Source organism: Pseudoxanthomonas sacheonensis, from assembly GCF_031455975.1.
Lineage (GTDB): Bacteria > Pseudomonadota > Gammaproteobacteria > Xanthomonadales > Xanthomonadaceae > Pseudoxanthomonas_A > Pseudoxanthomonas_A sacheonensis_A.
The window spans coordinates 446,357-471,621 of sequence record NZ_JAVDTT010000002.1 but is presented as its reverse complement, the minus strand read 5'-3'; the positions used below and the strand labels follow the sequence as shown (position 1 = coordinate 471,621).

22 protein-coding genes are annotated in these 25,265 nt (G+C 65.6%); 9 read left to right on the top strand and 13 right to left on the bottom strand.

The genetic code is table 11. The annotated features are described in order from the left end of the window. Window positions 1-82 precede the first annotated feature (82 nt). Together J2W94_RS09320 and J2W94_RS09315 are read right to left on the bottom strand one after the other, a co-directional pair. On the bottom strand, window positions 83-1,345 hold the full coding sequence (locus J2W94_RS09320) for an amidohydrolase family protein (protein ID WP_310092491.1): 1,263 nt from the start codon (window positions 1,343-1,345) through the stop codon (window positions 83-85). Between the two features lie 137 nt (window positions 1,346-1,482). Next, window positions 1,483-2,910: an amidohydrolase gene (locus J2W94_RS09315; protein ID WP_310092489.1), complete on the bottom strand. Its 1,428-nt coding sequence runs from the start codon at window positions 2,908-2,910 to the stop codon at window positions 1,483-1,485. A 287-nt stretch (window positions 2,911-3,197) separates the two neighbouring features. Here J2W94_RS09315 and J2W94_RS09310 point away from each other — a divergent pair, with 287 nt between their 5' ends. From J2W94_RS09310 to J2W94_RS09300, 3 genes are read left to right on the top strand one after another with little or no spacing between them, the layout of a single operon-like run. Continuing rightward, window positions 3,198-3,974: an AMP nucleosidase gene (locus tag J2W94_RS09310; RefSeq protein WP_310092486.1), complete on the top strand. Its 777-nt coding sequence runs from the start codon at window positions 3,198-3,200 to the stop codon at window positions 3,972-3,974. 35 nt (window positions 3,975-4,009) lie between these two features. After that, the gene (locus J2W94_RS09305) at window positions 4,010-4,606 is read left to right on the top strand and encodes a hypothetical protein (RefSeq protein WP_310092484.1); all 597 of its coding nucleotides are present in this window, start codon (window positions 4,010-4,012) and stop codon (window positions 4,604-4,606) included. Next, complete coding sequence (locus J2W94_RS09300) at window positions 4,599-5,147, top strand: DUF924 family protein (RefSeq protein WP_310092482.1); 549 nt, start codon at window positions 4,599-4,601, stop codon at window positions 5,145-5,147. Before J2W94_RS09305 ends, J2W94_RS09300 begins: the two co-directional genes overlap by 8 nt. Window positions 5,148-5,275: 128 nt before the next feature. Here J2W94_RS09300 and grxD read toward each other — a convergent pair whose 3' ends face one another. Then, window positions 5,276-6,205 carry a Grx4 family monothiol glutaredoxin gene (gene grxD, locus J2W94_RS09295; protein WP_310092480.1) on the bottom strand — a complete coding sequence of 310 codons (930 nt, stop codon included), beginning with the start codon at window positions 6,203-6,205 and terminating at the stop codon, window positions 5,276-5,278. A 64-nt stretch (window positions 6,206-6,269) separates the two neighbouring features. Here grxD and J2W94_RS09290 point away from each other — a divergent pair, with 64 nt between their 5' ends. Continuing rightward, window positions 6,270-7,076 (top strand): polysaccharide deacetylase family protein, encoded by an 807-nt coding sequence (locus tag J2W94_RS09290; RefSeq protein WP_310092478.1) that lies wholly within the window; start codon window positions 6,270-6,272, stop codon window positions 7,074-7,076. Between the two features lie 57 nt (window positions 7,077-7,133). Here the strand turns inward: J2W94_RS09290 and J2W94_RS09285 are convergent, their stop codons facing one another. The 3 genes from J2W94_RS09285 to J2W94_RS09275 all read right to left on the bottom strand — a co-directional run bounded on the left by J2W94_RS09285 (window position 7,134) and on the right by J2W94_RS09275 (window position 9,889). After that, a complete protein-coding gene (locus tag J2W94_RS09285) occupies window positions 7,134-7,829 on the bottom strand; it encodes a class I SAM-dependent methyltransferase (RefSeq protein WP_310092476.1) in 696 nt (231 codons plus the stop codon). Then, on the bottom strand, window positions 7,826-8,479 hold the full coding sequence (locus J2W94_RS09280; RefSeq protein WP_310092474.1) for an SGNH/GDSL hydrolase family protein: 654 nt from the start codon (window positions 8,477-8,479) through the stop codon (window positions 7,826-7,828). Before J2W94_RS09280 ends, J2W94_RS09285 begins: the two co-directional genes overlap by 4 nt. A 120-nt stretch (window positions 8,480-8,599) precedes the next feature. Further along, a complete protein-coding gene (locus J2W94_RS09275; protein WP_310092472.1) occupies window positions 8,600-9,889 on the bottom strand; it encodes a pyridoxal phosphate-dependent aminotransferase in 1,290 nt (429 codons plus the stop codon). Between the two features lie 193 nt (window positions 9,890-10,082). Between J2W94_RS09275 and rsgA the strand changes: the two genes are divergently transcribed. Beyond that, window positions 10,083-11,180, top strand: coding sequence for a ribosome small subunit-dependent GTPase A (rsgA, locus tag J2W94_RS09270; RefSeq protein ID WP_310092471.1), 1,098 nt, complete (start codon window positions 10,083-10,085; stop codon window positions 11,178-11,180). A 45-nt stretch (window positions 11,181-11,225) separates the two neighbouring features. Here rsgA and J2W94_RS09265 read toward each other — a convergent pair whose 3' ends face one another. Continuing rightward, window positions 11,226-11,591 (bottom strand): hypothetical protein, encoded by a 366-nt coding sequence (locus tag J2W94_RS09265; RefSeq protein WP_310092469.1) that lies wholly within the window; start codon window positions 11,589-11,591, stop codon window positions 11,226-11,228. Between J2W94_RS09265 and J2W94_RS09260 the strand changes: the two genes are divergently transcribed. Next, window positions 11,590-12,846 carry a flavohemoglobin expression-modulating QEGLA motif protein gene (locus J2W94_RS09260; protein ID WP_310092467.1) on the top strand — a complete coding sequence of 419 codons (1,257 nt, stop codon included), beginning with the start codon at window positions 11,590-11,592 and terminating at the stop codon, window positions 12,844-12,846. The two genes, J2W94_RS09265 and J2W94_RS09260, sit on opposite strands and share 2 nt — an antisense overlap. 21 nt (window positions 12,847-12,867) lie before the next feature. On the opposite strand, the gene J2W94_RS09255 is transcribed toward J2W94_RS09260, so the two are convergent. Then, complete coding sequence (locus J2W94_RS09255; protein WP_310093662.1) at window positions 12,868-14,001, bottom strand: OprO/OprP family phosphate-selective porin; 1,134 nt, start codon at window positions 13,999-14,001, stop codon at window positions 12,868-12,870. Window positions 14,002-14,370: 369 nt separating this feature from the next. Here J2W94_RS09255 and J2W94_RS09250 point away from each other — a divergent pair, with 369 nt between their 5' ends. After that, window positions 14,371-15,015, top strand: coding sequence for a response regulator transcription factor (locus J2W94_RS09250; protein WP_310092465.1), 645 nt, complete (start codon window positions 14,371-14,373; stop codon window positions 15,013-15,015). Window positions 15,016-15,037: 22 nt separating this feature from the next. On the opposite strand, the gene J2W94_RS09245 is transcribed toward J2W94_RS09250, so the two are convergent. Beyond that, window positions 15,038-17,677, bottom strand: a complete 2,640-nt coding sequence (locus tag J2W94_RS09245) for a hybrid sensor histidine kinase/response regulator (protein ID WP_310092463.1) — start codon at window positions 17,675-17,677, stop codon at window positions 15,038-15,040. A 108-nt stretch (window positions 17,678-17,785) separates the two neighbouring features. Between J2W94_RS09245 and J2W94_RS09240 the strand changes: the two genes are divergently transcribed. After that, window positions 17,786-19,165: a dicarboxylate/amino acid:cation symporter gene (locus J2W94_RS09240; protein WP_430540596.1), complete on the top strand. Its 1,380-nt coding sequence runs from the start codon at window positions 17,786-17,788 to the stop codon at window positions 19,163-19,165. Window positions 19,166-19,259: 94 nt separating this feature from the next. After that, window positions 19,260-21,551 (top strand): NADP-dependent malic enzyme, encoded by a 2,292-nt coding sequence (locus J2W94_RS09235; RefSeq protein ID WP_310092459.1) that lies wholly within the window; start codon window positions 19,260-19,262, stop codon window positions 21,549-21,551. A gap of 148 nt (window positions 21,552-21,699) precedes the next feature. Here J2W94_RS09235 and J2W94_RS09230 read toward each other — a convergent pair whose 3' ends face one another. The 4 genes from J2W94_RS09230 to J2W94_RS09215 all read right to left on the bottom strand — a co-directional run bounded on the left by J2W94_RS09230 (window position 21,700) and on the right by J2W94_RS09215 (window position 25,066). Then, window positions 21,700-22,086: an STAS domain-containing protein gene (locus tag J2W94_RS09230; RefSeq protein WP_310092457.1), complete on the bottom strand. Its 387-nt coding sequence runs from the start codon at window positions 22,084-22,086 to the stop codon at window positions 21,700-21,702. 157 nt (window positions 22,087-22,243) lie between these two features. After that, a complete protein-coding gene (locus J2W94_RS09225; RefSeq protein WP_310092456.1) occupies window positions 22,244-22,627 on the bottom strand; it encodes an STAS domain-containing protein in 384 nt (127 codons plus the stop codon). Next, window positions 22,624-23,046 carry an ATP-binding protein gene (locus tag J2W94_RS09220; protein WP_310092454.1) on the bottom strand — a complete coding sequence of 141 codons (423 nt, stop codon included), beginning with the start codon at window positions 23,044-23,046 and terminating at the stop codon, window positions 22,624-22,626. The genes J2W94_RS09225 and J2W94_RS09220 overlap by 4 nt, the downstream gene beginning before the upstream one ends. Beyond that, window positions 23,018-25,066 (bottom strand): SpoIIE family protein phosphatase, encoded by a 2,049-nt coding sequence (locus J2W94_RS09215; RefSeq protein ID WP_310092453.1) that lies wholly within the window; start codon window positions 25,064-25,066, stop codon window positions 23,018-23,020. Before J2W94_RS09215 ends, J2W94_RS09220 begins: the two co-directional genes overlap by 29 nt. Between the last annotated feature and the right edge of the window lie 199 nt (window positions 25,067-25,265).

Sequence of the window (25,265 nt, the reverse complement as noted above, 5' to 3'; positions counted from 1 at the left end):
TCCCGAACTGCGCTTTAGCGCCCTCTTGATGGTCATTCCCGCCTTCGCGGGGATGACGCACCATTAGGAATTCGCAGGTAACTCAAGGCGAATACGCACGCGGCAACGCCCCGGCCGCACGCAGATAGCGGTTGCGCAATTCGGTCTGGCGCGAGCGCATGGGAATGGCGCGACCGCCCAGCCACAACTGGCTCGCGACGTTGGCTACGTCCAGCGGATCGCCGGTCCAAAGCACCAGATCGGCCAGTTTGCCCGGTGCGATCGTGCCCAGCTTGTCGTCCACGCCTAGTACCCGCGCCGGCACCCGGGTCAGGCCTTGCAGTCCCGCTTCCCAGGGCAAGCCATTGGCCACCGCATTGCCCGCGTACTGACGGATCTTGCGCGCGTTGTGCGAGGCGTCGCCGAACTGGGCGAAGCTCACTTCCACGCCGGCCGCGTGCAGACGTGCGGCGTTCTCCAAGGTCGCTCCGATCTGGTCGAAGTCGCCGGGAAGGTCGGCCAGCGCATCGACGAAAACGGGCACTTTCGCCGCTGCGATCTGTCCCGCGAGTTTCCAGGCCTCGACTCCGCTGGCGATGGCGATGCGCACGTTCTCGCGCTGCGCCCAGCGCAGCAGCTGACGGATATCGGCCGCCCGGTTCACGTTGACCACGATGCGTCCGTTGCCTGCCAGGTAGCGGGCCAGGACCGCGCGGCCGGTAGGCGTCAGCAGCGCATGCGGCGAATCGGCGGGGATACGGCCGCGCGCTTCGCCGACCATCTGATCCAGCAGCATCCACTGCGCCGCCCGCGAACTGCCGCTTTTGCCCAGCACGTCGCTGCCCAGTTTCACGAACAGCACGCGCGGTCCGATCGGATCGGCGCCGCCATCTAAACGCATTACCCCGCCCTGTCCGGCGATGAAGGAACCGCCCGTATTGGCGCCGAGCAGGGTGAATCCCAACCCTTCCATGCGGGCCACTGGGATCAGTACCGATTCCGGGTTGTAGGCCAGGGTCACGTCGAACTCGGGCCGCATCGGCTGGTCGGTGGCCAGGGTCACCGCGCTGTCGACCGTTTCGGCTTCGCCCGACACTTCCTCGATGCCGATCTCGGTAATGCCGCCGAAGAAAGCGGGGGTCAGCGGTTTGCCGTTGGCTTCGACCACGCCGACCGAAGCAGGCGCCTGCAGGTCGACGCCCACCGCACGGATAACGCCGCCTTGCACCAGTACGTCGGCGTTCTGCAGCGTGCCCTGGGCGCCGGCGGTATGCACGGTGGCGTGGCGGATGAGGACGTCCTGGGCGGACGCCGTGCCTGCGAATAGCAAGGTAAGGACTGAAACCCAGAACAACCTTGTCGTCATCCCAGCGAAAGCTGGGACCCATTTTGACCTTGGGCGCGGGGTCGAACGCAGCTGCAATGGCGACAGCAACGGCAAGATCAAGATGGATCCCAGCTTTCGCTGGGATGACGGCGCGAACAACCGGCGGTTCAAGACGCTCATTTCCCACCTCCCATCGCCGCTTCCTGTCCCAGCATGAAATCCGATTTCGGCTGCCGCGCCGGATCGTTGCGGTCGTAGATGCGCGCGCCGTCGATGTAGACCTGTTCCGCGTGCGCGTACACGCTGAAGGGGTTCTGGCTCCACACCACCACATCGGCCATCTTGCCCGGCTCCAGGGTGCCGGTCCGCTCCAGGATGCCCATCGCTTTGGCGGGGTTCTGCGTTATCCAACGGATCGCGCGTTCTGGCGGAATCTCGATGCCCACCCGCTGCGCATTGGCGATCACCTTCGCCGCCTCCTGGTTGAGGCGCTGGATGCCTTCGTCGGAATCCGAATGCACGATGGCGCAGCTATTGGCGGGGCGGTCGACCAGCGCGATGTTTTCCTGGATGCCGTCGAAGGCCTCCATCTTGAAGCCCCACCAGTCCGCCCACAGCGCGCCGCACACGCCCTCGGCGGCCAAGCGATCGGCGATCTTGTAAGCCTCCACGCCATGATGGAACGCGGCGACCTTGAAGCCGAACTCCTTGGCCAGGTCCAGCATCGTGGCCATCTCGTCGGCGCGATAGCAGTGGATATGCACGCGGATATCGCCCTCGATGGCGCCGGCCAGCGTGTCCAGTTTCAGATCGCGCTTGCCGCCGGTGTCTCCGGAACTGTCCTCACTGCCATTGCCCGAAGCGCGCTCCCACCAGCGCTTCTTCTTCGGCTGTTGCTTGGCATTGTTCTTCTTCAGGTATTCGCTGGCGTCGATGAAGGCGGCGCGATAGCCGGCGATATTGCCCATGCGCGTGGAAGGTCCGCCCTTCTGGCCGTAGACGCGCTTGGGATTCTCGCCGCACGCCATTTTCAAACCCCAGGGCGCGTCGGGGAATTTCATCGCTTGGTAGGTCGTGGCGGGCACGTTCTTCAGGGTCACGCCGCGTCCACCGACCAGATTGGCCGAGCCGGGCAGGATCTGCAGCGAAGTGATGCCGCCGGCGAGCGCGGTTTGAAAACCGGGGTCCTGCGGCCAGATGGAATGCTCGGCCCACACGTTCGCGGTGACCGGCGCGGTGGCTTCGTTGCCGTCGCTGTGCGCGCTCATGCCTGGGCTGGGATACACGCCCAGATGGGAATGCACGTCGATGATGCCGGGCGTGACCCAGCGTCCCCTGCCGTCGACCCGGGTCGCCTCCGCGGGCGCGGTCAGTCCGCGGCCCACCGACACCACCTTGCCGTCGGTCAGCAGCACATCGGCGTCGTCCAGGCGTTCGCCGGTGCCGGTCAGCACGGTAGCGTGCTCGATCAGCACCGGACCGGAGGCGATGCTGCGGTAGGTGCTGGGGTAAGGATCCTGGGTGAATCGTGACTTGGCAGTGGCGATGCCGGTATTCCCGCACACGGAAACTAGGCCGATCACGGCCAACAGAACGAAGCGCATGGTGATTCCCCGGAAATTCTGATTTTCAAAACTGGCTGATTTGTTGAGACTTTCTTAAGTAAGTGACGACGTTTGAGTAGGGCGGGCATTGCCCGCCATAGGGAAAACAATAGCGGCGGGCAGTGCCCGCCCTACTTTCTGTCGTCACGCAAATACGCAAGTCCCAATAAAGCCGGCCGACCGAAAGCCGGCAGTACGAAACCTAACCGGCCGGTCCGCGCTTGCCAAGTGCTATAGCGCAGGCCCATGCCACAATTGAGGGGACCAACAAGAACAGAGAGCATGCGATGAAAGACAAGACCGAGATCGTGGACAACTGGCTGCCGCGCTACACCGGCGTGCCCCTGGACCAATTCGGCGAACATATCCTGCTGACCAATTTCGGCGGCTACCTGCACGCGTTCTCCGCATTGACCGGCGCGCCGGTGGTAGGCCTGGACCGGCCGATGGCCAGCGCCACCTTCGACGGCATCACCATGATCAACTTCGGCATGGGCAGCCCCAACGCGGCGACGATGATGGATCTGTTGTCGGCGATCATGCCCAAGGCGGTGCTGTTCCTGGGCAAGTGCGGCGGCCTGAAGCGCAAGAACCAGCTCGGCGATCTGGTCCTGCCGATCGCGGCGATCCGCGGCGAAGGCACCAGCAACGATTACCTGTTGCCGGAAGTGCCTGCGCTGCCCGCCTTCGCCCTGCAGCGCGCGGTGTCCACCATGATCCGCGACCTCGGCCACGATTATTGGACCGGTACGGTCTACACCACCAACCGTCGCGTATGGGAACACGACGTCGAGTTCAAGGAATACCTGCGCAAGGTGCGCTGCATGGCAATCGATATGGAAACGGCCACCATTTTCGCCGCCGGTTTCGCCAACCGCATTCCGTGCGGCGCCTTGTTGCTGGTTTCGGACCAGCCGATGATTCCCGAAGGCGTGAAGACCGAAGCCTCGGACGCGCGCGTCAGTGCGGACTTCGTGAACCGTCACATCAATATCGGCATCGAGGCCTTGAAGCTGATCCGCCGGCACGGCAAGTCGGTGCGGCATTTGCGTTTCGACGAGTAAAATATCGATCGACAATCAACGAAGGAGAAAACCGAATGGATTATCGTATTGCCGCCGTCGTTCCGGTTCTGTTGCTGCTTGCCTCCACGGCGATGGCCCAGGAGTTCAAGGCACGTCCGGCGGACGCTCCCCAAGTCGACCGACCCAAAGCGTTCTCCGCCAATGGGCTGGCATTCAAATACCCGGGCAACTGGAACGCGGTCAGCCACGAGCAAGTCGAAGGCAGCAGCTGCTACAACGTTTATCTGGAGGCCGACAAAACCGAGTTCGAAGTGCTTAACCTGGATGCGCACGTCATCGCCTGCCAAAACGCAGATGCGCCGGTTCCGCGGGAGTATGTCGACTACCTGGTCACCGCCACGCAGACGGACGACGGCGGCGAATACGACCGAACCGAGGTTCTTTCGCGCCAATACGGCAAGCACGAGCTGTTTGCGGCGCACTATCAAAACGAGGTCGAGGCGGTGGGGCCTTTATACAGCCAGCATCTGGTGATGGTCGGAAGCGCGGCCTGCGGCGGGGAATGGACGTGCTATGCCTATACGCAGAATCTGCAGGCCAACGAACCCATGGCGGGCAAGGCATTCGCCCTGATCCTGGACACGGTCAAGTACTCGCCGACCAATGAGTAACCGGGTGGAGTCGCGCGCGTTGCTGGATTTCTGGCGTACTGCCGGTGCCGAGAAATGGTTCGCGCGCGACGCCGCCTTCGACGCCGCCTTCGTCGACCGGTTCCGCGATGCGCATTTCGCCGCCGCGCGCTGCGAATTGGAAAGCTGGATGGGCGACGCCGAAGGAGCGTTGGCGCTGACCTTGCTGCTGGATCAATTTCCACGCAACTGTTTCCGCGGCAGCGCGCATTCCTATGCGACGGACGGGCTGGCGCGGCATTACGCGCAACGCGCGATCGATGCGGGTTTCGATCTTCAGGTGGACGCCGCGCTACGGTCGTTCTTCTATCTGCCGTTCGAGCATTCGGAGGCGATGGCCGACCAGGACTACGCGATGGAGTTGTTCGCGAAGATCGGCGACGATGAGCTTATGAAGTACGCGGCGTTGCATCGCGACTTGATCGCGCGTTTTGGGCGTTTCCCCCATCGCAACAAGGCGCTGGGGCGCGAGTCGACGCAGGAAGAGGTCGATTATCTGGCCAGCGGCGGGTTCAGCGGCTGAGAGTCCCTTCTCCCTGCGGGAGAAGGTGCCCGAAGGGCGGAGGATGAGGGTACGGCGCGAGCGCCCAGATTCGGATGCTCCGTACCCTCACCCCAACCCCTCTCCCACAGGGAGAGGGGCTCAGAAACTCAATACTTCGTCAACCCAGAATCCATCTCGTCCGCCCAGGCATTGGTGCCGCCAACGACGTTGTAGACGTTGGAGAAACCCAATGCGCGGAATTCTTCGGCGGCCTGCTGGCTGCGGCCCCCGCTGCGGCACAGGAAGGCGATCGCCGTGTCTTTCGGCAAGGCTTCGAGTTCGGCGCGGCCATTGCCATCGAAAGTCTTGAACGGCAACTTTACCGCCGCGATCGCGCGCTCTTCGGCGGGGCGCACATCCACCAGCAGCACTTCGCCAGCCGCCACGCGTACATCGGCTTCGGCGGGCGAGAGCGTCTGCACCGGCTTGGGCGCGTTGGGGTTGTCGATGGCCAGGCCCTTGCCGCGGATGTCGTCTACCCAGTCGATGGTGATGCCGTCGGCGCGGCGTGCGCTGGCCAGGTCGAACTGGATGCGCACCCCATTGGATTCGGCGGCGATGGCATTGGCGTCGAACTGCGCCAGCTGGAAATTGGGTTGGAACTGCGCATTGATCGACAGTGACAGCGCGCCGCCCGGGCCGGCATCGGCCGCCGCGTTCGACAGCATTTCGGCCGCCGCCGGGGTGATGGTGATCTTCGGCGGCGTGCGGTCCGGCGCGGCCACGCCGAGCAGCGAAGCCAGTTCGCCGGAGTTGCTCATCTGCTCGATGATGTCGCTGCCGCCGACCAGCTCGCCGTCGATGTACAGCTGCGGGATGGTAGGCCAGTCGCCGTAGGCCTTGATGCCTTCGCGGATGTCCTGGTCGGCCAGCACGTTGACGTGCGCGTAATCGACGCCGAGCGTGGACAGCGCGCCGACCGCCTTGGCGGAGAATCCGCACTGCGGCATGCTCGGCTGGCCCTTCATGAACAGTACGACGCGGTTGGACTGCAGCAGGGATTCGATACGGGAACGCAGGGCGGGGTCGAGGGACATCGGGGGAATACCGGCTTTCGGACTTTCGGGGCCGTGATTTTACGCTGCATGGCATGATTGCGGCATGACCGCGTCGGAAACACAGAATTGCGCGCCGAATAGCGCATTGCACCGCGTCCCGCGCCAGCCGCATGCGTGGATCTGGCTGGCGCTGGCCTTGCACCTTGGCGTGATCCTGGTCTGGTGGCGGTGGGGTTGGGCGATCGGACTGGCGAGCCTGTTAGCGACCCACATGCTGTTCCTGTGGGGAACGATGCGACCGCAATCGCGGCTGTTCAGTCCCGTGCTCAGCCGCCTGCCGACTGAGAAAAACGTGGTCTGGCTGACGGTGGACGACGGGCCTTCGCACGAAACTCCCGCCTTGTTGGACCTGCTGGACCGCTACGGCGCCAAGGCCACTTTCTTTCTGGTCTCCGACCGCGCCGCGGCACGGCCCGAACTCGCCCGCGAAATCCTGCATCGCGGTCACGGCATCGGCAACCACAGTCGCTCGCACCCGCAGGCCTGGTTCTGGGCATTGGGACCGCGGCGCATGGCCGCGGAAATAGACCAAGCGCAAGCGACCTTGCGCGACCTCACCGGGCAGCCGCCACGCTGGTTCCGCGCGGTGGTCGGCATGGCCAATCCCTTCGTCTCCGCTTCATTGAAGAAAAACGGACTGGCGCGGGTGGCCTGGAGTGCACGTGGATTCGACGGTGTGCGAGGCGAACCCGGTGAAGTGGTGAAACGCATCGTCGGCCGGCTTCAGCCCGGTGCCATCGTCCTGCTGCACGAAGGCGCTGCGCACGGCCACAATCTGGCGATCATCGAAGGCGTGCTGCAGACGATGCGCGAACGCGGCTACGCCGCAATTCTGCCGGAGAATTTGTAAGAGCGTAGGTCGGGCTACGTCCCCGACACTGCAATCAGTCGCAGACGCAGCCCCGACCTACGGTTTGCTGGCGACGATCAGCCAGTTGTTGAAAGGCGTGTTGCCGTACAACGGCGAGAAGGCGGTCTCCAGTCCGGCTGCATCGAATCGCGCGCGCAGGGCTTCGGCGTCCGGATAGCACCTGGGGTGGAATTGCATCCAGCCGATCAGATTGGCCAGGCGGTCGGTGATGCGGCTGGTCCTGCCGCGCCGGCTGTCGTCGCCCAGTGCGGTGCGGATAACCAGTCGCGCCCCCGGAACGAGCATCTCCATCGCATTGGCGATTAGTCGCCGCTGATCGTCGGCGGTGAGGTATTGCAGCACGTCCAGGATCGCGACGCTGCCGCGGTGTTCGGGTGTCCCCTTGGCCAGGTCGACCAGCTCGAACTTGGCATCGACTAGTCCATTCCTTTCGGCCACTTTCTGCGCGCGCGCGATCTTGGCGGCGTCGTTGTCGACACCGCGATAGTCCATCGTTTGTCCGTCCAGCCGCAAGGCATGCGCCAACAGACCCAGGCCGCAACCCAGGTCCAGCACCGGGGCGTCGCTGCCGCGCAAGGCTTGCAATACCCCGGGATACAGCGGATCGCTGCCCAGCTTGGCGCGGGTGTAGTAATAGTCCCAGCGATTGCCCAGCGGGTGCCGGGGCAGATAAGCGCGGGCGATGCGCGCGGCGGTGACGCTGTCGAAGGGTCGAGTAGAGGAGTGGGTCATCCAACGGCCTCCATGGCGCGCACGACCGGAAGCGCCAGTCGCATCCATTCGTTATACATCGTGGCGGAAGGATGGAGTCCGTCTTCGGCCAGCATCCTCGGCTCTGCGCCGTACGCGCGGCTCACCGCGGTGATGTCGACGAAAGCCACTCCGCGTGCGTCGCAGACCTCTTTCGCGGCCGCATTGAACGCGTCGATCTCGATGGCGATCCGCCCCGCATCGCGCGCGGCCTCGTGTGCGAATGGGGTGACGCCCCAGTCCGGGATCGACAGCACCAGCACGCGTTCGCGCCGCCATTGCGCGAAACCGATGGCGCGTTCCAGCAGGCCGGCGAACTGCGCGCGGTACTCGTCCACGCTGCGTCCGCGGTATTGGTTGTTGACCCCGATCAGCAGACTGACCAGGTCGTATTCGGCCAACGGATGCACGGCGTCGATGGCCGCATCCAGTTCGTCGGTGGTCCAGCCGGTCTGCGCGATGATGCGCGGGTCGGCTAGGGGAATGCCATCGGCGCGCAACGCCCGCGCAAGCTGCACGGACCAGCGGCCGGATTCCGGCACGCCTTCGCCGATGGTGTAGGAATCGCCGAGTGCGAGGTAACGAAGCTCGGTGGCGGCAGTGTGAGTCTGGGTGCGGAAAAGCTCAGTCATTCTTGTCGTCATCCCAGCGAACGCTGGGATCCATTTTGACTTTGTTTCGAGTCGCCAGGGGGACAAGCAACGGCAAGATCAAGATGGATCCCAGCGTTCGCTGGGATGACGGCAGAATCGTCACGCCGCCGCGGGTCGCGACTTCGCCTTGCTTGCGGTAATGGGCACCACCTTGGTCACCGCCTCGGCGCGACGCGCGAGCACGCGGTCGATGCGCGCGAACACTTCACGCATCGTGTCGGCTTCCGGCAACAGGGTCACGCGGAAATGGTTGCGGTAGGGCACGTTGAAGCTCGAGCCCGGCACCACCAGCACGCCTTCGGTTTCCATCAGTTCCAGGGCGAAGTCGTGGTCGTCGAACCCCTTGGCCGCAGCGCCGATCACGGCCGGGAACGCGTACAGCGCGCCGGCGGGCGCGACCAGTTCGAGGTGGTCGCTGGCCTCGCAGGCTTCGATCACCGCACGACGGGTTTCGTACAGGCGTCCGCCCGGCGCGCACAGCGCCGAAATGGTGTCCGGACCGTTGACCGCCGCTTCCACCGCGTACTGTCCCGGCACGTTGGCGCACAGGCGCAACGCACCCAGCAGGTCCATCGCATGGTGGAAATTGCCGACCGCCTCGCCGTCGCCCGACAGCACCGCCCAGCCCACGCGCCAGCCGCAGGCGCGGTGCACCTTGCTCAGACCGCTGAAGGTCAGGCAGGGCACGTCGCCGGCCAGCGGCGCGACCGCTTGGAATTTCGCCTCGTCGTACAACACCTGGTCGTAGATCTCATCGACCATCAACAGCAGCTTGTGCTTGGCGGCGATGGCGACGATGCGCTCCAGCAGCTCGCGCGGATAAGTCGCGCCGGTGGGATTGTTGGGATTGATCAGCACAATGGCGCGGGTGCGCGAAGACACCAGCGTTTCGATCTCCGCCGGATCGGGCAGGAAGTCGTTCTCGGGATCGCAGCGGTAATACACCGGGCGGCCGTCGTTGAGGATGGTGGCGGCCGACCACAGCGGATAGTCGGGCGAAGGCACCAGCACTTCGTCGCCGGGATTGAGCAGCGCGCGCAGCGACAGATCGATCAGTTCGCTGACGCCGTTGCCCATGAACACGCGGTCCGGATGCGCATTCGGCGTGCCGCGGCGCAGGTAGGCGGCGGCGACCGCTTCGCGCGCGGCCGGAAGGCCTTGCTGGTGGGTGTAGGGATCGGTGTGGTCGATGTCGCCGGTGATCGCATGTTGCAGGTGTTCCGGCGCGCGGAAACCGAAGGCGCCGGGATTGCCGATATTCAACTTGATCAGCTTGCGCCCCTGGGCTTCCAGGTCGCGCGCGCGCCGTGCCAGTTCGCCGCGGATCTCGTAACGGACCTCGGACAGGCGCTCGCGGGTCGCGAGCGGTTTGATCGGCGGAGTGGACATCGGAGCGGTCTGGCGGCGGAAAGTACTAAATCTTAGCGGAATTGCCCCCAATCGCGATGAACCAGCCCAAATGTTGGTGTGGGAGCGCCGTCCCGGCGCGAGCTTGGCTGTTCGGGTTGAGGCGGCTCGGAAGAGAGCTCGCGCCGAGACCGCGCTCCCACGGCAGAGGGGCGGGCACGCCTACAATGGGTTCATGCCCGGTACCCCCATCGATTTCCCCACCCTGCGCCAGATCGGCTGGCCTTACCCCGGTCCGCCCGAGGACACGCTCTGGGCCCAGGCCTTCGCGGCCCATCCGCGGGCCAAACCGGCGCGGGTCAGCGAGCAACACCGGTCGGGATACGTGGTCGCCGACGGGCCGGAAGCGGCGCTCAAGGCCGAATCCCTGCCCGAATGGCAGAAGCCGCGCTTTCCTTCCCATGAACGCGCCGCCGTCGGCGACTGGGTGCTGATGGAAGGCAAGAAGATCGTCGCCTTGCTGCCGCGGCACACCTCGATCAAGCGCGGCGCCGCCGGCGAGCACTATCACCAGCAGGTGATCGCGGCCAACGTGGATACGGTATTCATCGTCTGCGGACTGGACGACGACTTCAATCCGCGCCGGATCGAGCGCTATCTGATGCTGGTCGGCGGAGGCGGCGCCGAGCCGGTGGTGGTGCTGACCAAGGCCGACCAGACCGACTACGCGCCCGACGCGGTCGAGACGCTGGCCGAACTCGCCGCGCAGGACATCACCGTGTGCGCGGTCAACGCCAAGGATCCGCACAGCGTGGCCTCGCTGCACGGTTGGTTGGGCGCGGGCAAGACGGCGGTGCTGGTGGGTTCCTCCGGGGCGGGCAAGTCGACCCTGACCAACACGCTGCTGGGCATCGACAGGATGAAGACGGCGGCGGTGCGCGAGAACGATTCGCGCGGGCGCCACACCACCACCCATCGCGCGCTGATTCCTCTTCCCTCGGGGGCGTGCCTGATCGACACGCCGGGCATGCGCGAGTTGAAGCCGACCGGCGAGGAAGAGCTTTCCGAAAGCGGGTTCGCCGATATCGAGGCATTGGCCGAGCAGTGCAAGTTCCGCGATTGCTCGCACCAGACCGAGCCGGGCTGCGCGGTGCGCGCGGCGATCGAGCGGGGCGATATCGATGAGGAGCGTTTCATCAATTATCTGAAGTTGCGCGATGAGGTGGCGGCGGCGGCGGACAAGCTGGCGGCGCGGTTGGCGCAGAAGTCGGAGGCGCGGGTGCAGGGCAAGGCATTGCACAAGCGATTGGAGGAGAAGTACGGAAAGCATTAAAAATAATCGGAGGCCGAGCGCCATCAGAATTAGCCCTTCCCCTGTTTACGGGGGAAGGTGCCGAAGGCGGATGGGGCTTTTCGCGCTGACCTCCACCTTGAAAGAGTTTCGCGCTTTGCGCGAGTCACTTTCTTTGCTTGTGCAAAGAAAGTAACCAAAGAAAGCACACCCTAACGGCGCGCCTGCGCTTTGCGCAGGTTCGCAAGCAGGCCGGGAATTTCCGTAAGGCGCCTCCTGCGCCTCCGGAAACGGCGCACATCCTTGTGCGCCGCCCCTGCGGGGTTGATCCCGTCCCGCTTGCCGCGCCTCACGGGATTTTTCTGGCAACAGCAACAGCAACAGCAACAGCAACAACAACAGCAACAACAACAGCAACAACAACAGCAAAATCAGAAGCAAGGCAGCCGACATGACCGATCTGATTTCCGATATCCCCTACCATGCCGCGCTCGATGCGCGCATGGTCAAGGCCGTGCGCGGGATCAGGTTGTTGAGTCTGGCCAGTTGGCCGGCGGCGGCGCAGGCGCCGTTTTTGGAGAGTTACGCGCGCGGGCAGCCGGTGCTGCCGGAGATCGACTACCCGAAGCTGGATTTCGCCGAGGCGCGAGGCGAACTCGCCCAGATCGCCGCCGCCGCCGATGCTTCGCATCCCTTGGGCGTCTATCTGCGCGAATCGGCGCAGAGTTGGGACACTGCGGCGCAGTTGCTGGAATCGCTGGGTTCGCCCACGGTCACCACTCATTCCATCGCGCTGTTCGGCCAGCCCGACGAAGCCCTGCCCGGCGATGGGCCGACCGCGCGCGAGGCGGCGCGGCATTTCATCGATATCGCCAACGATCTGGATCACGAATTGCTGGCGCCGGAAGAGCAGATTCCGGTGTCCGCCACCGCATTGCAGCTGCAACTGCAAGGCGATCTGGACGATTTCTTCGGCAGCCGCGTGATCGTGGTGGAGCTGGATCCGGACCTGATCGCCAAAGCCGCCGCCGGCGCCACCCGCATCCGTCTGCGCCAGGGAGCCGCGTTCAGCGATTACGATCGCCGCCAACTGCTGCAGCACGAAGCGCTGGTGCACTCGCTGACGGCCTTGAACGGGCGCGAACAGATCCATCTGCCCAGCCTGGCCCTGTCCTCGCCGCGCGTCACCGCCACCCAGGAAGGCCTGGCCACCTTCGCCGAACAGATCACCGGCAGCATCGACATCGAGCGCATGAAGCGTATCAGCCTGCGCATCGAAGCGGTGGCGATGGCATTGGACGGCGCCGACTTCATCCAGGTGTTCGACTATTTCATCGAGGCGGGACAGAACCCCGCCGAAAGTTTTTCCTCGGCGCAACGCGTGTTCCGCGGCGTGCCCACCGGCGGCGGCGCGGCGTTCACCAAGGACACGGTGTACCTGCGCGGCCTGGTGGGCGTGCATACCTTTTTCCGTCGCTCGTTGCAGCAGGATCGGCTGCGCCTGTGCCGCCGCCTGTTCGCGGGCAAGATGACCCTGGGCGACGTGAAGGCGTTCGAGCCGCTGTTCGACAGCGGCGTACTGGCGCTGCCGCGATGGTTGCCGCACTGGGTCAGCCGCGCTAACGGGCTGGCGGGCGTGCTGGCGTTCTCGCTGTTCGCCAACCGCATCCGCCTGGATCGGATATCGGAAGCGGAAGAAGGAAACTAGCGCTCCCGCTTTGCCCTTCGATCAGAAATCGATTTGCACGCGTCCGACCAGGGCGCGGGTTCGGTCGAGGGTGAGGTCCTGCAGACGGTCGCGGTTGCGGCTGTCTATCCAGTTCAGCATCAGCCGCAGATGCGGTCGCGGATACCAGTTCACGCCGGCGGTCAGCGAACTCACCTGCACGTCGCGCAGCAACGGTTCGCCGTCCGGCCGCTGGCGGCCGGAAATAGTGTCGTAACGCAGCGCCAGTTCCCATGCACCGGCGCGGCCCTGCGGATTGATGCGGCCGAAGCGGCCGGCCTTGGCGTCGTAGGGGCGCACTTCGCCGGTCAGCATCCAGGCGACCTGCGCATAGCCGGTGGAGAGCCGCGCCTCCTGTTGGCCATCGTCGAAACGCGCGCCGCCGGCTTCGCCCTGGAACGTCCAGGGACCCTTCACGGCGGCCAGCTCCAGCGAATACTTGTCCACCCGCGTATCGCGGCCCTGGCTGAAATCGGCCAGCGTCACTCGGCTGTTGTCGGAAAAAATCCCGGCCGGCCGCGGCCGGATGCGCAGCGCGGAGGCGCCGTCGGCGCCAGGATGGTCGTAGTCCTCATGCGCCAGCGACAGGCCAAAATGCAGCACTTTTCCTTCCTCCCGCCACGGCGCGTAAGTACCGCGTGCGGCGACGGCCAAGCCTTCGGTCTGCCAGACATCGATGCTTTCCAGGCTGTAGATGCTGCCGCCCACGGTGTAGCCGTCGCGCGCCGTCAGCCAGGCCGCACCCAGGCGGTAAGTGGGGGCCAGGTTCTGGACCAGATAGCTGCGTTCGATGAAGGTCATGTGATTGGAGCTGATGCGGTCGTCCAGGCTGAAATACTGCTTGAACTGTCCGACGGTCAGGGTGCCGGGCGCGAATTTCTTGCTGACGTACACATCCTTGGCCAGCACTTCGTCGCCGGAGAAATCCGCTTCCAGTTTGTAGTTCAGTCCGTAGAACTTGCCGGACAGATCCAGCCAGAGCGCACGCAGATCCGAATCGTTGGCGTTGGGCGCGCCGCGCGTATCGTTGTCGAAGTCAGCGATGTCCCAGTGCAGGCGGCCGCCGAGCTTGCCGGTGACGTTGTCCTCGTTCTCCGCATCGGCGGCCTGCGCGCTGGCCGCGCAGGCGAGCAGCAGGACGGAGGCCGCGGGGAGCAGTATGGAAACGGCAGGGAGCAGGCGAGCGCGTGGCGAAGTCATCGGGTGCGATCCGGCGGTGGTCGATGGTCCGCACGATGGCAGCGGCAGCGTGCGGTACCAATAGCGCATTGGTATTAGCAGCTTGATTTTCCTTCTCCCGCCGGGAGAAGGTGCCCGAAGAGCCTGCCCCGTACTTGATACGGGGGCGGATGAGGGCATGGCAAATCAGTTTGTACTGAACCTTCCGTAGCAAGTCATTCTCCCGCCCTCATCCGTCGCTGCGCGCCACCTTCTCCCGGTGGGAGAAGGGAAGAACTCTGCTGCATGGCGGCATCGCCAACCTCAAGTCCGTGCCAGACTTGCCCAATGACCGCAACCAAAATCCTGGTAGCCGACGACCATCCGCTGTTCCGCGCAGCGGTGCTGCATGCGTTGCAGGGAGCGGTGGAAAACCTTTCGACGGTGGAGGCTTCCAGCGCCTCCACGCTCACCGCGCTGCTGGCCGAGCATCCCGATCTGCAACTGGTGCTGCTGGACCTGACCATGCCCGGCGCGCGCGGTTTCTCGTCGCTGGTCTATCTGCGCGGCGAGCGGCCGGAACTTCCGGTGATCGTGATTTCCTCCAACGACCATCCGCCGGTGATCCGCCGCGCGCAGCAGTTCGGCGCCGCCGGTTTCATTCCCAAATCCTCGCCGGTGGAAACCATCCGCACCGCGGTGCGGACGGTGCTCGAAGGCGGCACCTGGTTCCCGCCGATCACCGCCGAGCGCTCGGAATCCGACGCGCGGCTGGCGGCGCGGCTGGCGCAGCTGACCCCGCAGCAGTTTCGCGTGTTGCTGTGCATCGCCGACGGTTTGTTGAACAAGCAGATCGCCTACGACCTGGGCCTGGCGGAAAACACGGTGAAAGTCCACGTGACCGCCATTCTCAAGAAACTCGAATGCAATAGCCGCACCCAGGCGGCGGTGCTGGTGAAGGCGCTGGAGCAGGAAGGCGGGATCGATCCGTAGCCGCGGGACGGATCGGGAGCTCTCAGGCCTGCTCGCGCATCAGCCTCTGCATGATCAGCGCGCGCAGCGCCGCAGGGCGGACCGGCTTGGGCAGGAAACCCCAGCCATGTTGCCGGGCGATGGCGCGCACGCTGTCGTCCTGCTCGGCGGTCACCAGGATCACGATGGGTTCGCTGCCCCAGCGTTCCACCAGTTGCGGATACAGCTCGGGGCCGGTGAGGTTGCCCAGGCGCATGTCCAGCAACAACAGGCGCGGCGCCGCGCCGGGTTGCGCGGCCGCCAACGCGTCGCCTGCGCCCGCCGCGAGTTGCACTTGGCAGTGCCAGCGTTGCAGCAGCGTGCGGCTGGCCTCGCAGACGCGCGGATCGTCGTCGACGCACCAGACCGTGCAGTCGCGCAGGTCTCGATCGTCGTCGGTCGCCGCAGCTTCGGTTGCGGGCGCAGCGACCGCGCTGCGGTCTCCCCACGGCACCAGGATGCTGAAGCAGCTACCGCGGCCCACGCTGGAACGCAGGCCCACGCGATGCCCCAATAGGCGCGCGATGCGCTCCACGATGGCCAGTCCCAGGCCGGCGCCGCGATCGTCGGCCATGCCGTCGTCCAGGCGCCGGAACTCTTCGAAGATTTCCTCCTGGCGGGCCTCGGGAATGCCCGGGCCGGTGTCGTGCACTTCGATGCGTAATCCGCCTTCCACGCGCCGGCAGCCCAGCACGATGCGGCCCTTGGGCGTGTAGCGCAGCGCATTGGACAGGAAGTTCTGCAGGATGCGCCGCAGCAGCGCTTCGTCGCTGCGCACCACGGCTCGCGTGGGTACCCAATCCAGGCGCAGTCCGCGGGCGTGGGCGAGCATGCCGAACTCGCGCGCCAGCGTTTCCAGCAGCGGCGCGAGCGCGAAATCCCGCACCCGGGTTTCCAGCGCGCCCGATTCCAGCCGGGAAATATCCAGCAGGCTGTTGAGGATGGCGTCTTGCGCGGCCAGCGCGTCCTCCACGTTGTCGGCCAGCCCCTGCGCCTGCGGTTCCTGCAATTTGTCGCGCAACGCGGAGACGAACATGCGCGCGGCGTTCAGCGGTTGCAGCAGGTCGTGGACCGCGGCGGCGACGAAACGGGTCTTGGAGCGATTTGCGTTTTCCGCTTCGCTCTTGGCCACGGCCAGATCGCGGGTGCGCTCGCCGATGCGGTGCTCCAGCGCGTCGGCGAGCGAGCGCAGATCGCGCGCGGCCTGCTTGTAGGCGGTGATGTCGGCGTAGCTGGTGACGAAGCCGCCGTCGGGCAACGGGTTGCCGCGGATCTCGATCACGGTGCCGTCGCTGCGTTCGCGTTCGTGCATGTGCGGCTTGCCCGAACGCAGGTGGTCCAGCCGGCGGGCGATGGCGTGCTCGACCGGACCCGGTCCCAACAAGCCGCGACGCGCGTTGTAGCGGAACACGTCCTCGATCGGCAGCCCGACATGGATGAAGCCGGCGGGAAATTTGAACAGATCGATGTAACGGCGATTCCACGCCACCAGGCGCAGATCGGCATCGATCACGGATACACCCTGCGGCAGATGCTGCAGGCTGGGGCTTTCGCCGTAGTCGGCGCCGCCGGCGGCCTGCACCAGGCCGTCCTGGGCGGTGCGCAGTTCGATCGCGTGCTGTTCGACCAGTTGCTGCAGCTCTATCCGGCCGCGTTCGCGCATACGGGCCAGTCGGCGACGCTGATGGATGAACAGCAGCAGGAAGGTCACCGCCAGCAGGCCGGCGGCCACCGCGATGGCGACCGTGCGCGCGGCGATCATCGAGGAACGGGTGCTGTGCAGCAGATGCAGCGTCCAGCCCTGTTCGGGCAACGTCTGCGAGAGCCAGATCTGTTCGCCCTGGCCGGGCATGCGTACGCGGCGCACATCCGGCGCGAACGCTTGCAGCTCGCGGTAGGGCAGCAAGCGCTGCGGCACATCGCCGTACTGACGGGTGCGCGCCAGTTCGCTGCGTTCGTTCTCGCGCAGGGGACGCAGATCGAGATAACGCCAGCGGTCGCGGCCGGACAGGAAGATCACGCCATGCGCGTCGCTGACGAAGACCGGGTCGGGCAAGGCGCGCCAGGCCGCTTCCAGTTCGGAGAACACCAGCTTCACCACCAGCACGCCTAGCGCTCGGCCCTGCGCGTCGCGCACCGCCTGCGACAGGAAATAGCCGGGCACGCGGGTGGTGTAGCCCAGCGCATAGAAGTCGCCGGTGCCGTGGGTCATGGCCTGCTGGAAATACGGACGGAAACCGTAATCGGTGCCGACGTTGCTGTTGGGCGTGCGCCAGTTGCTGGCCGCCAGCGCCTTGCCGTTGCGGTCCAGCAAGGTCAGGGTGGAAGTGGTGGCGACACCGTTGACCTGTTCCAGCTTGCGGTTGAGCCGCTCGACCATAGCCGCGTCGTGGGTATCGGCGGCCAGCGCATCGCGCACCTCCGGATCCAGCGCCAGCACCGCCGGCAGCATGCGATAGCGTTCGACGATGGCGTCCAGGGTGTCGCGATGCAGGCGCAGTTGTTCGCGGGCCTGTTCGGCGCTGGCGCGCAGGCTGCGCCGTTCGGCCTGCCAGGCTGCCAGCCCGCTCAGCAGGCCGATGCCCAGCACGACCGCCAGCCCGGCCAGCAACAGACGCAAACGGGGGCGGAAGGACGGAACCATGACGGGCATCTTCACGCGGGGCGCGGCTTTTCTCCAGCGCGGGAAGACCATTCTGCGGGCTTGGGTGGACGGCTAGTACCAATGCGTTATTGGTGCGGGCCCCGGACGCTGCCATTGTCGGCCCCGTCATCGCCACTGGAGCGTTCCGCCATGCTTGCCAAATCCTCGCGGTTGTATCTGTGGGTTCTCTGCGCCATCGTCATCGGCGGACTGATCGGCCACTTCGCGCCAGCGACCGGCGTTGCGCTCAAACCGCTGGGCGATGGCTTCATCTCGCTGATCAAGATGCTGATCGGGCCGATCATCTTCCTGACCGTGGTCATCGGCATCGCCGGCGTGGCCGATGTGAAGAAGGTGGGGCGGGTCGGCGCCAAGGCGATCCTCTACTTCGAGGTGGTCTCCACCTTCGCCCTGGCCATCGGTCTGTTGGTGGTCAACCTGTGGAAGCCCGGCGCCGGTTTCAACGTCGATCCGGCCACCCTGGATGCGGAAGCGGTGTCCAAGTACGCCGAGAAAGCGCACGAGCAGAGCACCGTCGACTTCCTGCTGCACATCATCCCCAAGACCTTCACCGAAGCCTTCACCGGTAACGGCGACCTGCTGCAGGTGCTGCTGCTGGCCTGCCTGTTCGGCTTCGCCCTGATGGCGGTGGGCGAGAAGGCCAAACCGGTGCTGGGCATGTTCGATTCCCTGTCGCAGGTGTTCTTCCGCATGATGGGCGTGATCATGCGGTTGGCGCCGATCGGCGCCGGCGCCGCCATGGCCTTCACCATCGGCAAGTACGGGGTGGATGCGCTGGGTCCGCTGATGAAGCTGATGGGCGGCTTCTACGCCACCTGCGCCATCTTCGTGCTGGTGGTGCTGGGCACCATAGCGCGGATCACCGGTTTCTCCATCCTCAAGTTCCTGGCTTACATCCGCGGCGAACTGCTGCTGGTGCTGGGCACCTCCTCGTCCGAATCGGCGCTGGTGCCGCTGATGCAGAAACTGGAGAAGCTGGGTTGCCCGAAATCGGTGGTCGGCCTGGTGGTGCCCAGCGGCTATTCGTTCAACCTGGACGGCACCAACATCTATCTGACCATGGCTGCGCTGTTCATCGCCCAGGCCATGAACATCGACCTGAGCCTGCCGCAACAACTGACCCTGCTGCTGGTCGCCATGCTCACCTCCAAGGGCGCTTCGGGCGTGACCGGCGCCGGCTTCATCACCCTGGCGGCCACCCTGGCGGTGGTGCCATCGGTACCGGTGGCGGGATTGGCGTTGATCCTGGGCATCGATCGCTTCATGAGCGAAGCGCGCGCCATCACCAACATCATCGGCAACGGCGTGGCCACGCTGGTGGTGTCGAAGTGGGAAGGCGAGCTGGACGTGGCGCGGCTGCGCGCCGAACTCGATGCCGGTCCGGGCGGTTTGATCGAAGCGCCGGAAACGGTGCTGCCCGGACCTTTCGCCGGACCGGGCCAGGCGGTGCTGGGCGACGCGGACTGAACCCTGCGTTCCTGAAAGTCACATAACGGCTCGGCCCCGGCCGAGCCGCGCGCGATCCCGTAGAATCCGGATCCAGTCCACGGATGATGTGTCGATGTCGAACGAAGATCAGAAGAACTCGGATTTCAAACAGGCCGCGCTGGAATACCACCGCATTTCGCCGCCGGGCAAGATCAAGATCGCGCCGACCAAGCCGATGGTCACCCAGCGCGATCTGGCCCTGGCGTATTCGCCGGGCGTGGCCTACGCCTGCGAGGCCATCGTCGAGGATCCCAACGCCGCCAGCGAGATGACCGCGCGCGGCAATCTGGTCGCCGTGGTCACCAACGGCACCGCGGTGCTGGGTTTGGGCAACATCGGTCCGCTGGCCGGCAAGCCGGTCATGGAAGGCAAGGGCGTGCTGTTTCAGAAGTTCGCCGGCATCGACGTGTTCGACCTGGAGATCGACGAGAACGATCCGGACAAGCTGGTCGACATCATCGCCTCGCTGGAGCCGACCTTCGGCGGCATCAACCTGGAAGACATCAAGGCGCCGGAGTGCTTCATCGTCGAGCGCAAGCTGCGCGAGCGGATGAAGATCCCGGTGTTCCACGACGACCAGCACGGCACTGCGATCATCGTCGGCGCGGCGATCTACAACGCGCTGGAAGTAGTGGGCAAGAACATCGGCGAAGTGAAGCTGGCCACCAGCGGCGCCGGTGCCGCCGGTATCGCCTGTTTGGACATGCTGGTGGCGCTGGGCCTGAAGCCGGAGAACATCCTGGCGGTCGACCGCGACGGCGTGCTCTACACCGGCCGCGACCATCTGGATCCGGACAAGGCGCGTTACGCGCGCGACACCGACAAACGCACGCTGGCCGACATCGTCGCCGGCGCCGACGTCTTCCTGGGCCTGTCCGCCGCCGGCGTACTCAAGCCGGAGATGGTCGCGACCATGGCCGAGCGGCCGATCATCCTGGCCCTGGCCAACCCCAATCCCGAGATCCTGCCGGAAGACGCCAAACGCGTGCGCCCGGACTGCATCATCGCCACCGGCCGTTCGGATTACCCGAACCAGGTCAACAACGCGCTGTGCTTCCCCTACATCTTCCGCGGCGCGCTGGATGTCGGCGCCACGGTGATCAACGAGGCGATGAAAACCGCCTGCGTCAAAGCCATCGCCGCGCTCGCGCGGCGCGAGGCCTCGGACCTGGGCGCGGCCTATGGCGACGAGATTCCGTGCTTCGGCCCCGAATACCTGATTCCGCGTCCGTTCGACCCGCGCCTGCTGGTGGAGCTGGCCGGCGCGGTGGCGCAGGCGGCGATGGATTCGGGCGTGGCCCTGCGCCCGATCGCGGACATGGATGCGTATCGCGAGAAGCTGGGCCAGTTCGTCTATCGCACCAGCCTGATGATGAAGCCGGTCTACGACCGCGCCCGCGCCGACAAGCAGCGCGTGGTCTATGCCGAAGGCGAAGAGGAAGTGGTGTTGCGCGCGGTGCAGACGGTGATCGACGAGGGCCTGGCCTTCCCGATCCTGATCGGCCGCCCGGACGTGATCCAGACCCGCATCGACCGCCTGGGCCTGCGCATGCGCGCGGGCGTGGACTTCGAACTCACCAACCAGGACGACGATCCGCGCTTCAACGACTACTGGCAGTACTACCACGCGCTGACCGAGCGTCGTGGCGTGACGCCGGCCGCGGCCAAGAACCTGATGCGCTCGCGCCCGACCCTGATCGCCGCGGTGATGGTGGCGCGCGGCGAAGCCGATGCCCTGGTCAGCGGCATGGTCGGCCGTTTCCACAAGAAACTGGGTTATGTGCGCAGCGTGATTCCGCTGGACCCGGGCGTGCAGTCGACCTCGGCCATGACCGGGGTGATCAACAACCAGGGCGCGTACTTCTTCCTCGACACCCACGTGCAGGACGACCCGACCGCCGAGCAGATCGCCGAGGCCACCTTGCAGGCGACCTACCGGCTCAAGTTGTTCGGCATCGAACCGAAGGTGGCGCTGCTGTCGCACTCCAACTTCGGCAGCCACGACACTCCCGGCGCGCAGAAGATGCGCAAGGTGCGCGCGCTGTTGCGCGAGCGCATGCCCAAGCTGGAGATGGACGGCGAGATGCAGGGCGACACCGCCTGGGACGAAGTGCTGCGCAAGCGGATGATGCCCAATACCACGCTCAGCGGCCGCGCCAACCTGTTCGTATTGCCGAACATCGATGCGGCCAACATCACCTACAACATGGTGCGGGTGATGACCGACGGCGTGGCCATCGGCCCGATCCTGATGGGCATCTCCAAGCCGGTGCACATCCTCACCAGCTCGGCGACGCCGCGGCGGGTGGTGAACATGACCGCGATCGCGGCGGTGGATGCGCAGATACGCAAGCAGCAGAAATAGGTTTTTGCTATTCCCTTCTCCCTTCGGGAGAAGGTGCCCGAAGGGCGGATGAGGGGCGAGCGGAGTTACGTTGTCTGAATCATTGCCACTTTCGTCGCCCCTCACCCCAACCCCTCTCCCGATGGGAGAGGGGCTTCGGCAAAGCAACTCAACCCGCATCGCTCCCATGCAGCATCTCCCGCTGCAACTTATCGATATAAGCATCAGCTTCAGCAGTAGAAGCGAATATTTCGCCCAGCGGTAACGCCTGCACCATGTCCAGCACCTTGCGGATCTGCGCTTGCGGATGGACCGCCAGCACCTTTCCTCCGGGGGCCAGGGCTTTGCGCGCCTGCAGGATGCAGCGGATGCCGGCGCTGCTGATGTATTCCAGCCGGGCCAGATCCATCACCAGCACCATCGTGGGTTTGGCCGCGGCGAGCAACGGTTCCAGCGTGTCGTCCAGCTGTTCGTAGGTATGCGTGTCCAGCCGACCAGACAGCACCACGTACTGGTTGCCGTTGACCGGCGGATAGATCTCGATCTCCAGACTCATGGGCATTCCGTGGCTGCTTGAGGGTGGGAGCGGCGTCTGTGGGAGCGGCGTCCCGCCGCGAGCTTTTCGCTTTCGATAGTGATGCGAAAGCTCGCGGCGGGACGCCGCTCCCACAGACCCCACAGACGCCGTTCCCACAGTGGGGTTGGGGCTGGCATCAGTCTTCCTCATCGCCCTGCAGCACTTTGCGCTGCATCGCATCCAGGTAGGCGTCGGCTTCGGCGGTGGAGGAAAAGATCTCGTTCATCGGCACCGCCTTGACCACGTCGAATACCTTCTGGATCTGCGCCTGCGGATTCACCACCAGCACCTTGCCGCCATGCCCGCCCAGCGCCTTGCGCGCCTTGAAGATGGAACGGATGCCGGCGCTGCTGATGTATTCCAGCGCAGCCAGATCCAGCACCAGCGAGTGCAGGTTTCTGCTCAGCAGTGGCGCCAGCTTCTCATCCAGGTCTTCGTAGGTGTGCGTGTCCAAGCGACCGCTCAGGACGACCCGCTGGCTGCCATTGGCGGCGGGAAGGATCTCGATGTGCAGGCTCATGACAGTGTCTCCGGAGTAGCGATGCGCAGGCGGACGCGCAGCAGATTAGCGTCGTCGACGCGACGGTAGTGGGTTTCCTCGGCGATCTGCCGGATCAGGTACAGGCCCAGCCCGCCGATGGGGCGGTCCATGATGTCGGCGTCCAAATTGGGCGGCGCGGTGGACAGCGGGTCGAAAGGCGCGCCCTCGTCGCGGAATTCCAAGGTCAGCAGGTCGCCGGCGATGGCGATGTTGACCGACAGCTCGTGCTGGCCGACGCCGCCGTAGGCGATCGCGTTGCTGGCCAGTTCTTCCACGATCAGGCGCACGTCGCCGCGCACGCCCGTGTCGATGCCGTGCCGGGTCAGCACCGCTTCCAGCGAGGTATTGAGGTCTTCCACGCGGGCGTGTTCACCCGGAACGATCAGACGTATCAGCATGCGCGCTCTCCTCGATGGTGGCGGACTGCGTGGTTTCCGATTGCGTGGTTCTCGGTATTTCCGTTTGCTGGCCCAGACGTATCGCCAGCACGGTGATGTCGTCCGATTGCGGCGCGCTGCCGGCGAAGCGGTGCACTTCGGCGATCAACCGCCGGCAATTGTCCTGGGCACTGTAACCGGGACGCAGCGCCGCCAGCAGGCGTTCGCCGCCGAAAGCCCGGTTGTCCGCATCGAAGGCCTCGGTGACGCCGTCGGTGTAGGCCAGCAAGGTGTCGCCGGACTGCAGCCGCCCATGCCACAGCGGGAAATCGGTGCTGACTTCGAATCCGACCGGCGGGCCGGCCTCGGCCGCGATCGTTTCCACCCGGCCGTCGGCATGCAGCAGCAGCGGCGAATCGTGGCCCGCGTTGGCCAGGGTGCACTGTCCGCTGCGCACGTCGATGCGGCCGCACAGCACGGTGGCGAACATGCAGGTGTCGTTGCCTTCCACCAGGCGTCGCGACGCTTCGGCCAGCACCTGGTCCGGCGAGGACGACGAGCGCGCCGCCACTTCCAGCACGGTCACGGTGCGGGCCATGAACAGCGCCGCCGGTACGCCCTTGTCGGAAACATCGCCGATCGCGAACCACAGTTCGTCGCCGCGTTCGATGAAGCTGTAGAAATCCCCGCCCACCGCCTTGGCCGCTTCCAGCATCGCGTGCGCCTCCAGGCGCGCGTCGCCGCGCTCGATCACCCGTGCGGGCGAGAGCATCGCCAGCTGGATGTCGCGGGCGATGGAAAGCTCGCTCTCCAGTTTCTGCCGCGCCGCGCCCATCTCGCCGATTTCCACCAGCTGCTGCTGGATGGAAACGCGCGCGTGTTCCAGGGTGCGCGCCATGCGCCCGACTTCGTCGCTGCGTCCGGTGTGCGGCACCGGCCAGTCGTACTCGCCCCGGGCCAGGCGAGTGGTGGATTCGGCCAGGTGCTCCACCGGCCGGCTGATGCGTTTGGCCAGGCGCCGCAGCACCAGCATGGAGATCAGCGCCAGCAACAAGCCGACCGCGGCCAGCTGCCACAGCGCCTCGTTCAACCGCGCCACGATCAGCTGGTAGGACTGCGCCACCAGCAGCGACCAGCCGCTGTCGCCGATCGGTTCGACCACGGTGTAGCGCCGTTCGCCGCTGCGCGTGTCCTGATGGTTGAACTGTCCTGCCTGGCGCAGTCGCACCGCGTTCGCTGCGTCGGCCAGGTCGACGCGGCCACTGCGCCGGATGTAGTCGTCCAGAGTCATCGTCAATGCCACCCCGGGCTCGGGATTGGCGGCCAGGGTGCCGCCCGGGGCCACCAGCGAGACCCGCCAGCCGGGCAGATTGGCCAGGGATTCGAAGTGGTCGGTCAGCGTTGTCAGCGGCAGGTCCAGACTGACCATGCCGCGGGCGCTGCCGCCGCGTGCGGTCGGGCGCAGGGGCAGGTTGTAGGTGACCATCCACACGCCGCCGGCGGTCTGGTTGCGGTACGGCTCGGACCACCAGCCGCTGGACGAAGACAGGGTGCGCTGGTACCAGGCCTTGCTGCGGTAGTCGTAACCGTCGGCGAGCAGGTCGCGGTCCTTGCCATTGGCGGCGATGTAGCGGGCGTAGCCCAGTTCCTCGCGCGGCCCATGCACCGGCTCCAGCACCAGCAGTCCGCCGTTGGCGCCCGGGGTGGCCCTGACCATGGCGCGCAGGGTGGTGGTCAGTTCGTCGTGGTCCAGGGTGGAGGCGGCGACCAGGTCGGACAGGCCGGCGGTGGTGATGGTCACCGAACGCATCGCCACGGCCAGGCGCTGCGCGGCTTCCTGCGCGCTGGCGCGGGTGTTGCGCTTGGCGTCGTCCAGGATCATGCCGCGCGCGACCCAGGCGATGGCGACGGTGATCAGCAGCAGCAGAATCACGTTGAGCGCCCCGGACCACAGGGCGATACGCGTGCGCAGGCTGCCGCGCCAACGCACAGCGTCGGCACGCGCTGTGCTGCTGCGCTGCTTTGGACCCGCTCCGGGCATGCCGGTATCCCAATGAATCCCCCGGCCCGATCATATGCTCCCGCCCGCGACTAATGTGAGACGGGGCGCGCGTGTCCTGCGCCTCCCGCGGCGGCCGGTGGACACCCAGGCGTGTCGGGCCGTGCCGTCTCCATACGCAGGCGTAGCGAGGCCGAATAACGGGGCCTGCGTTACACTCGCGGGCTCACAAAAAAACGAC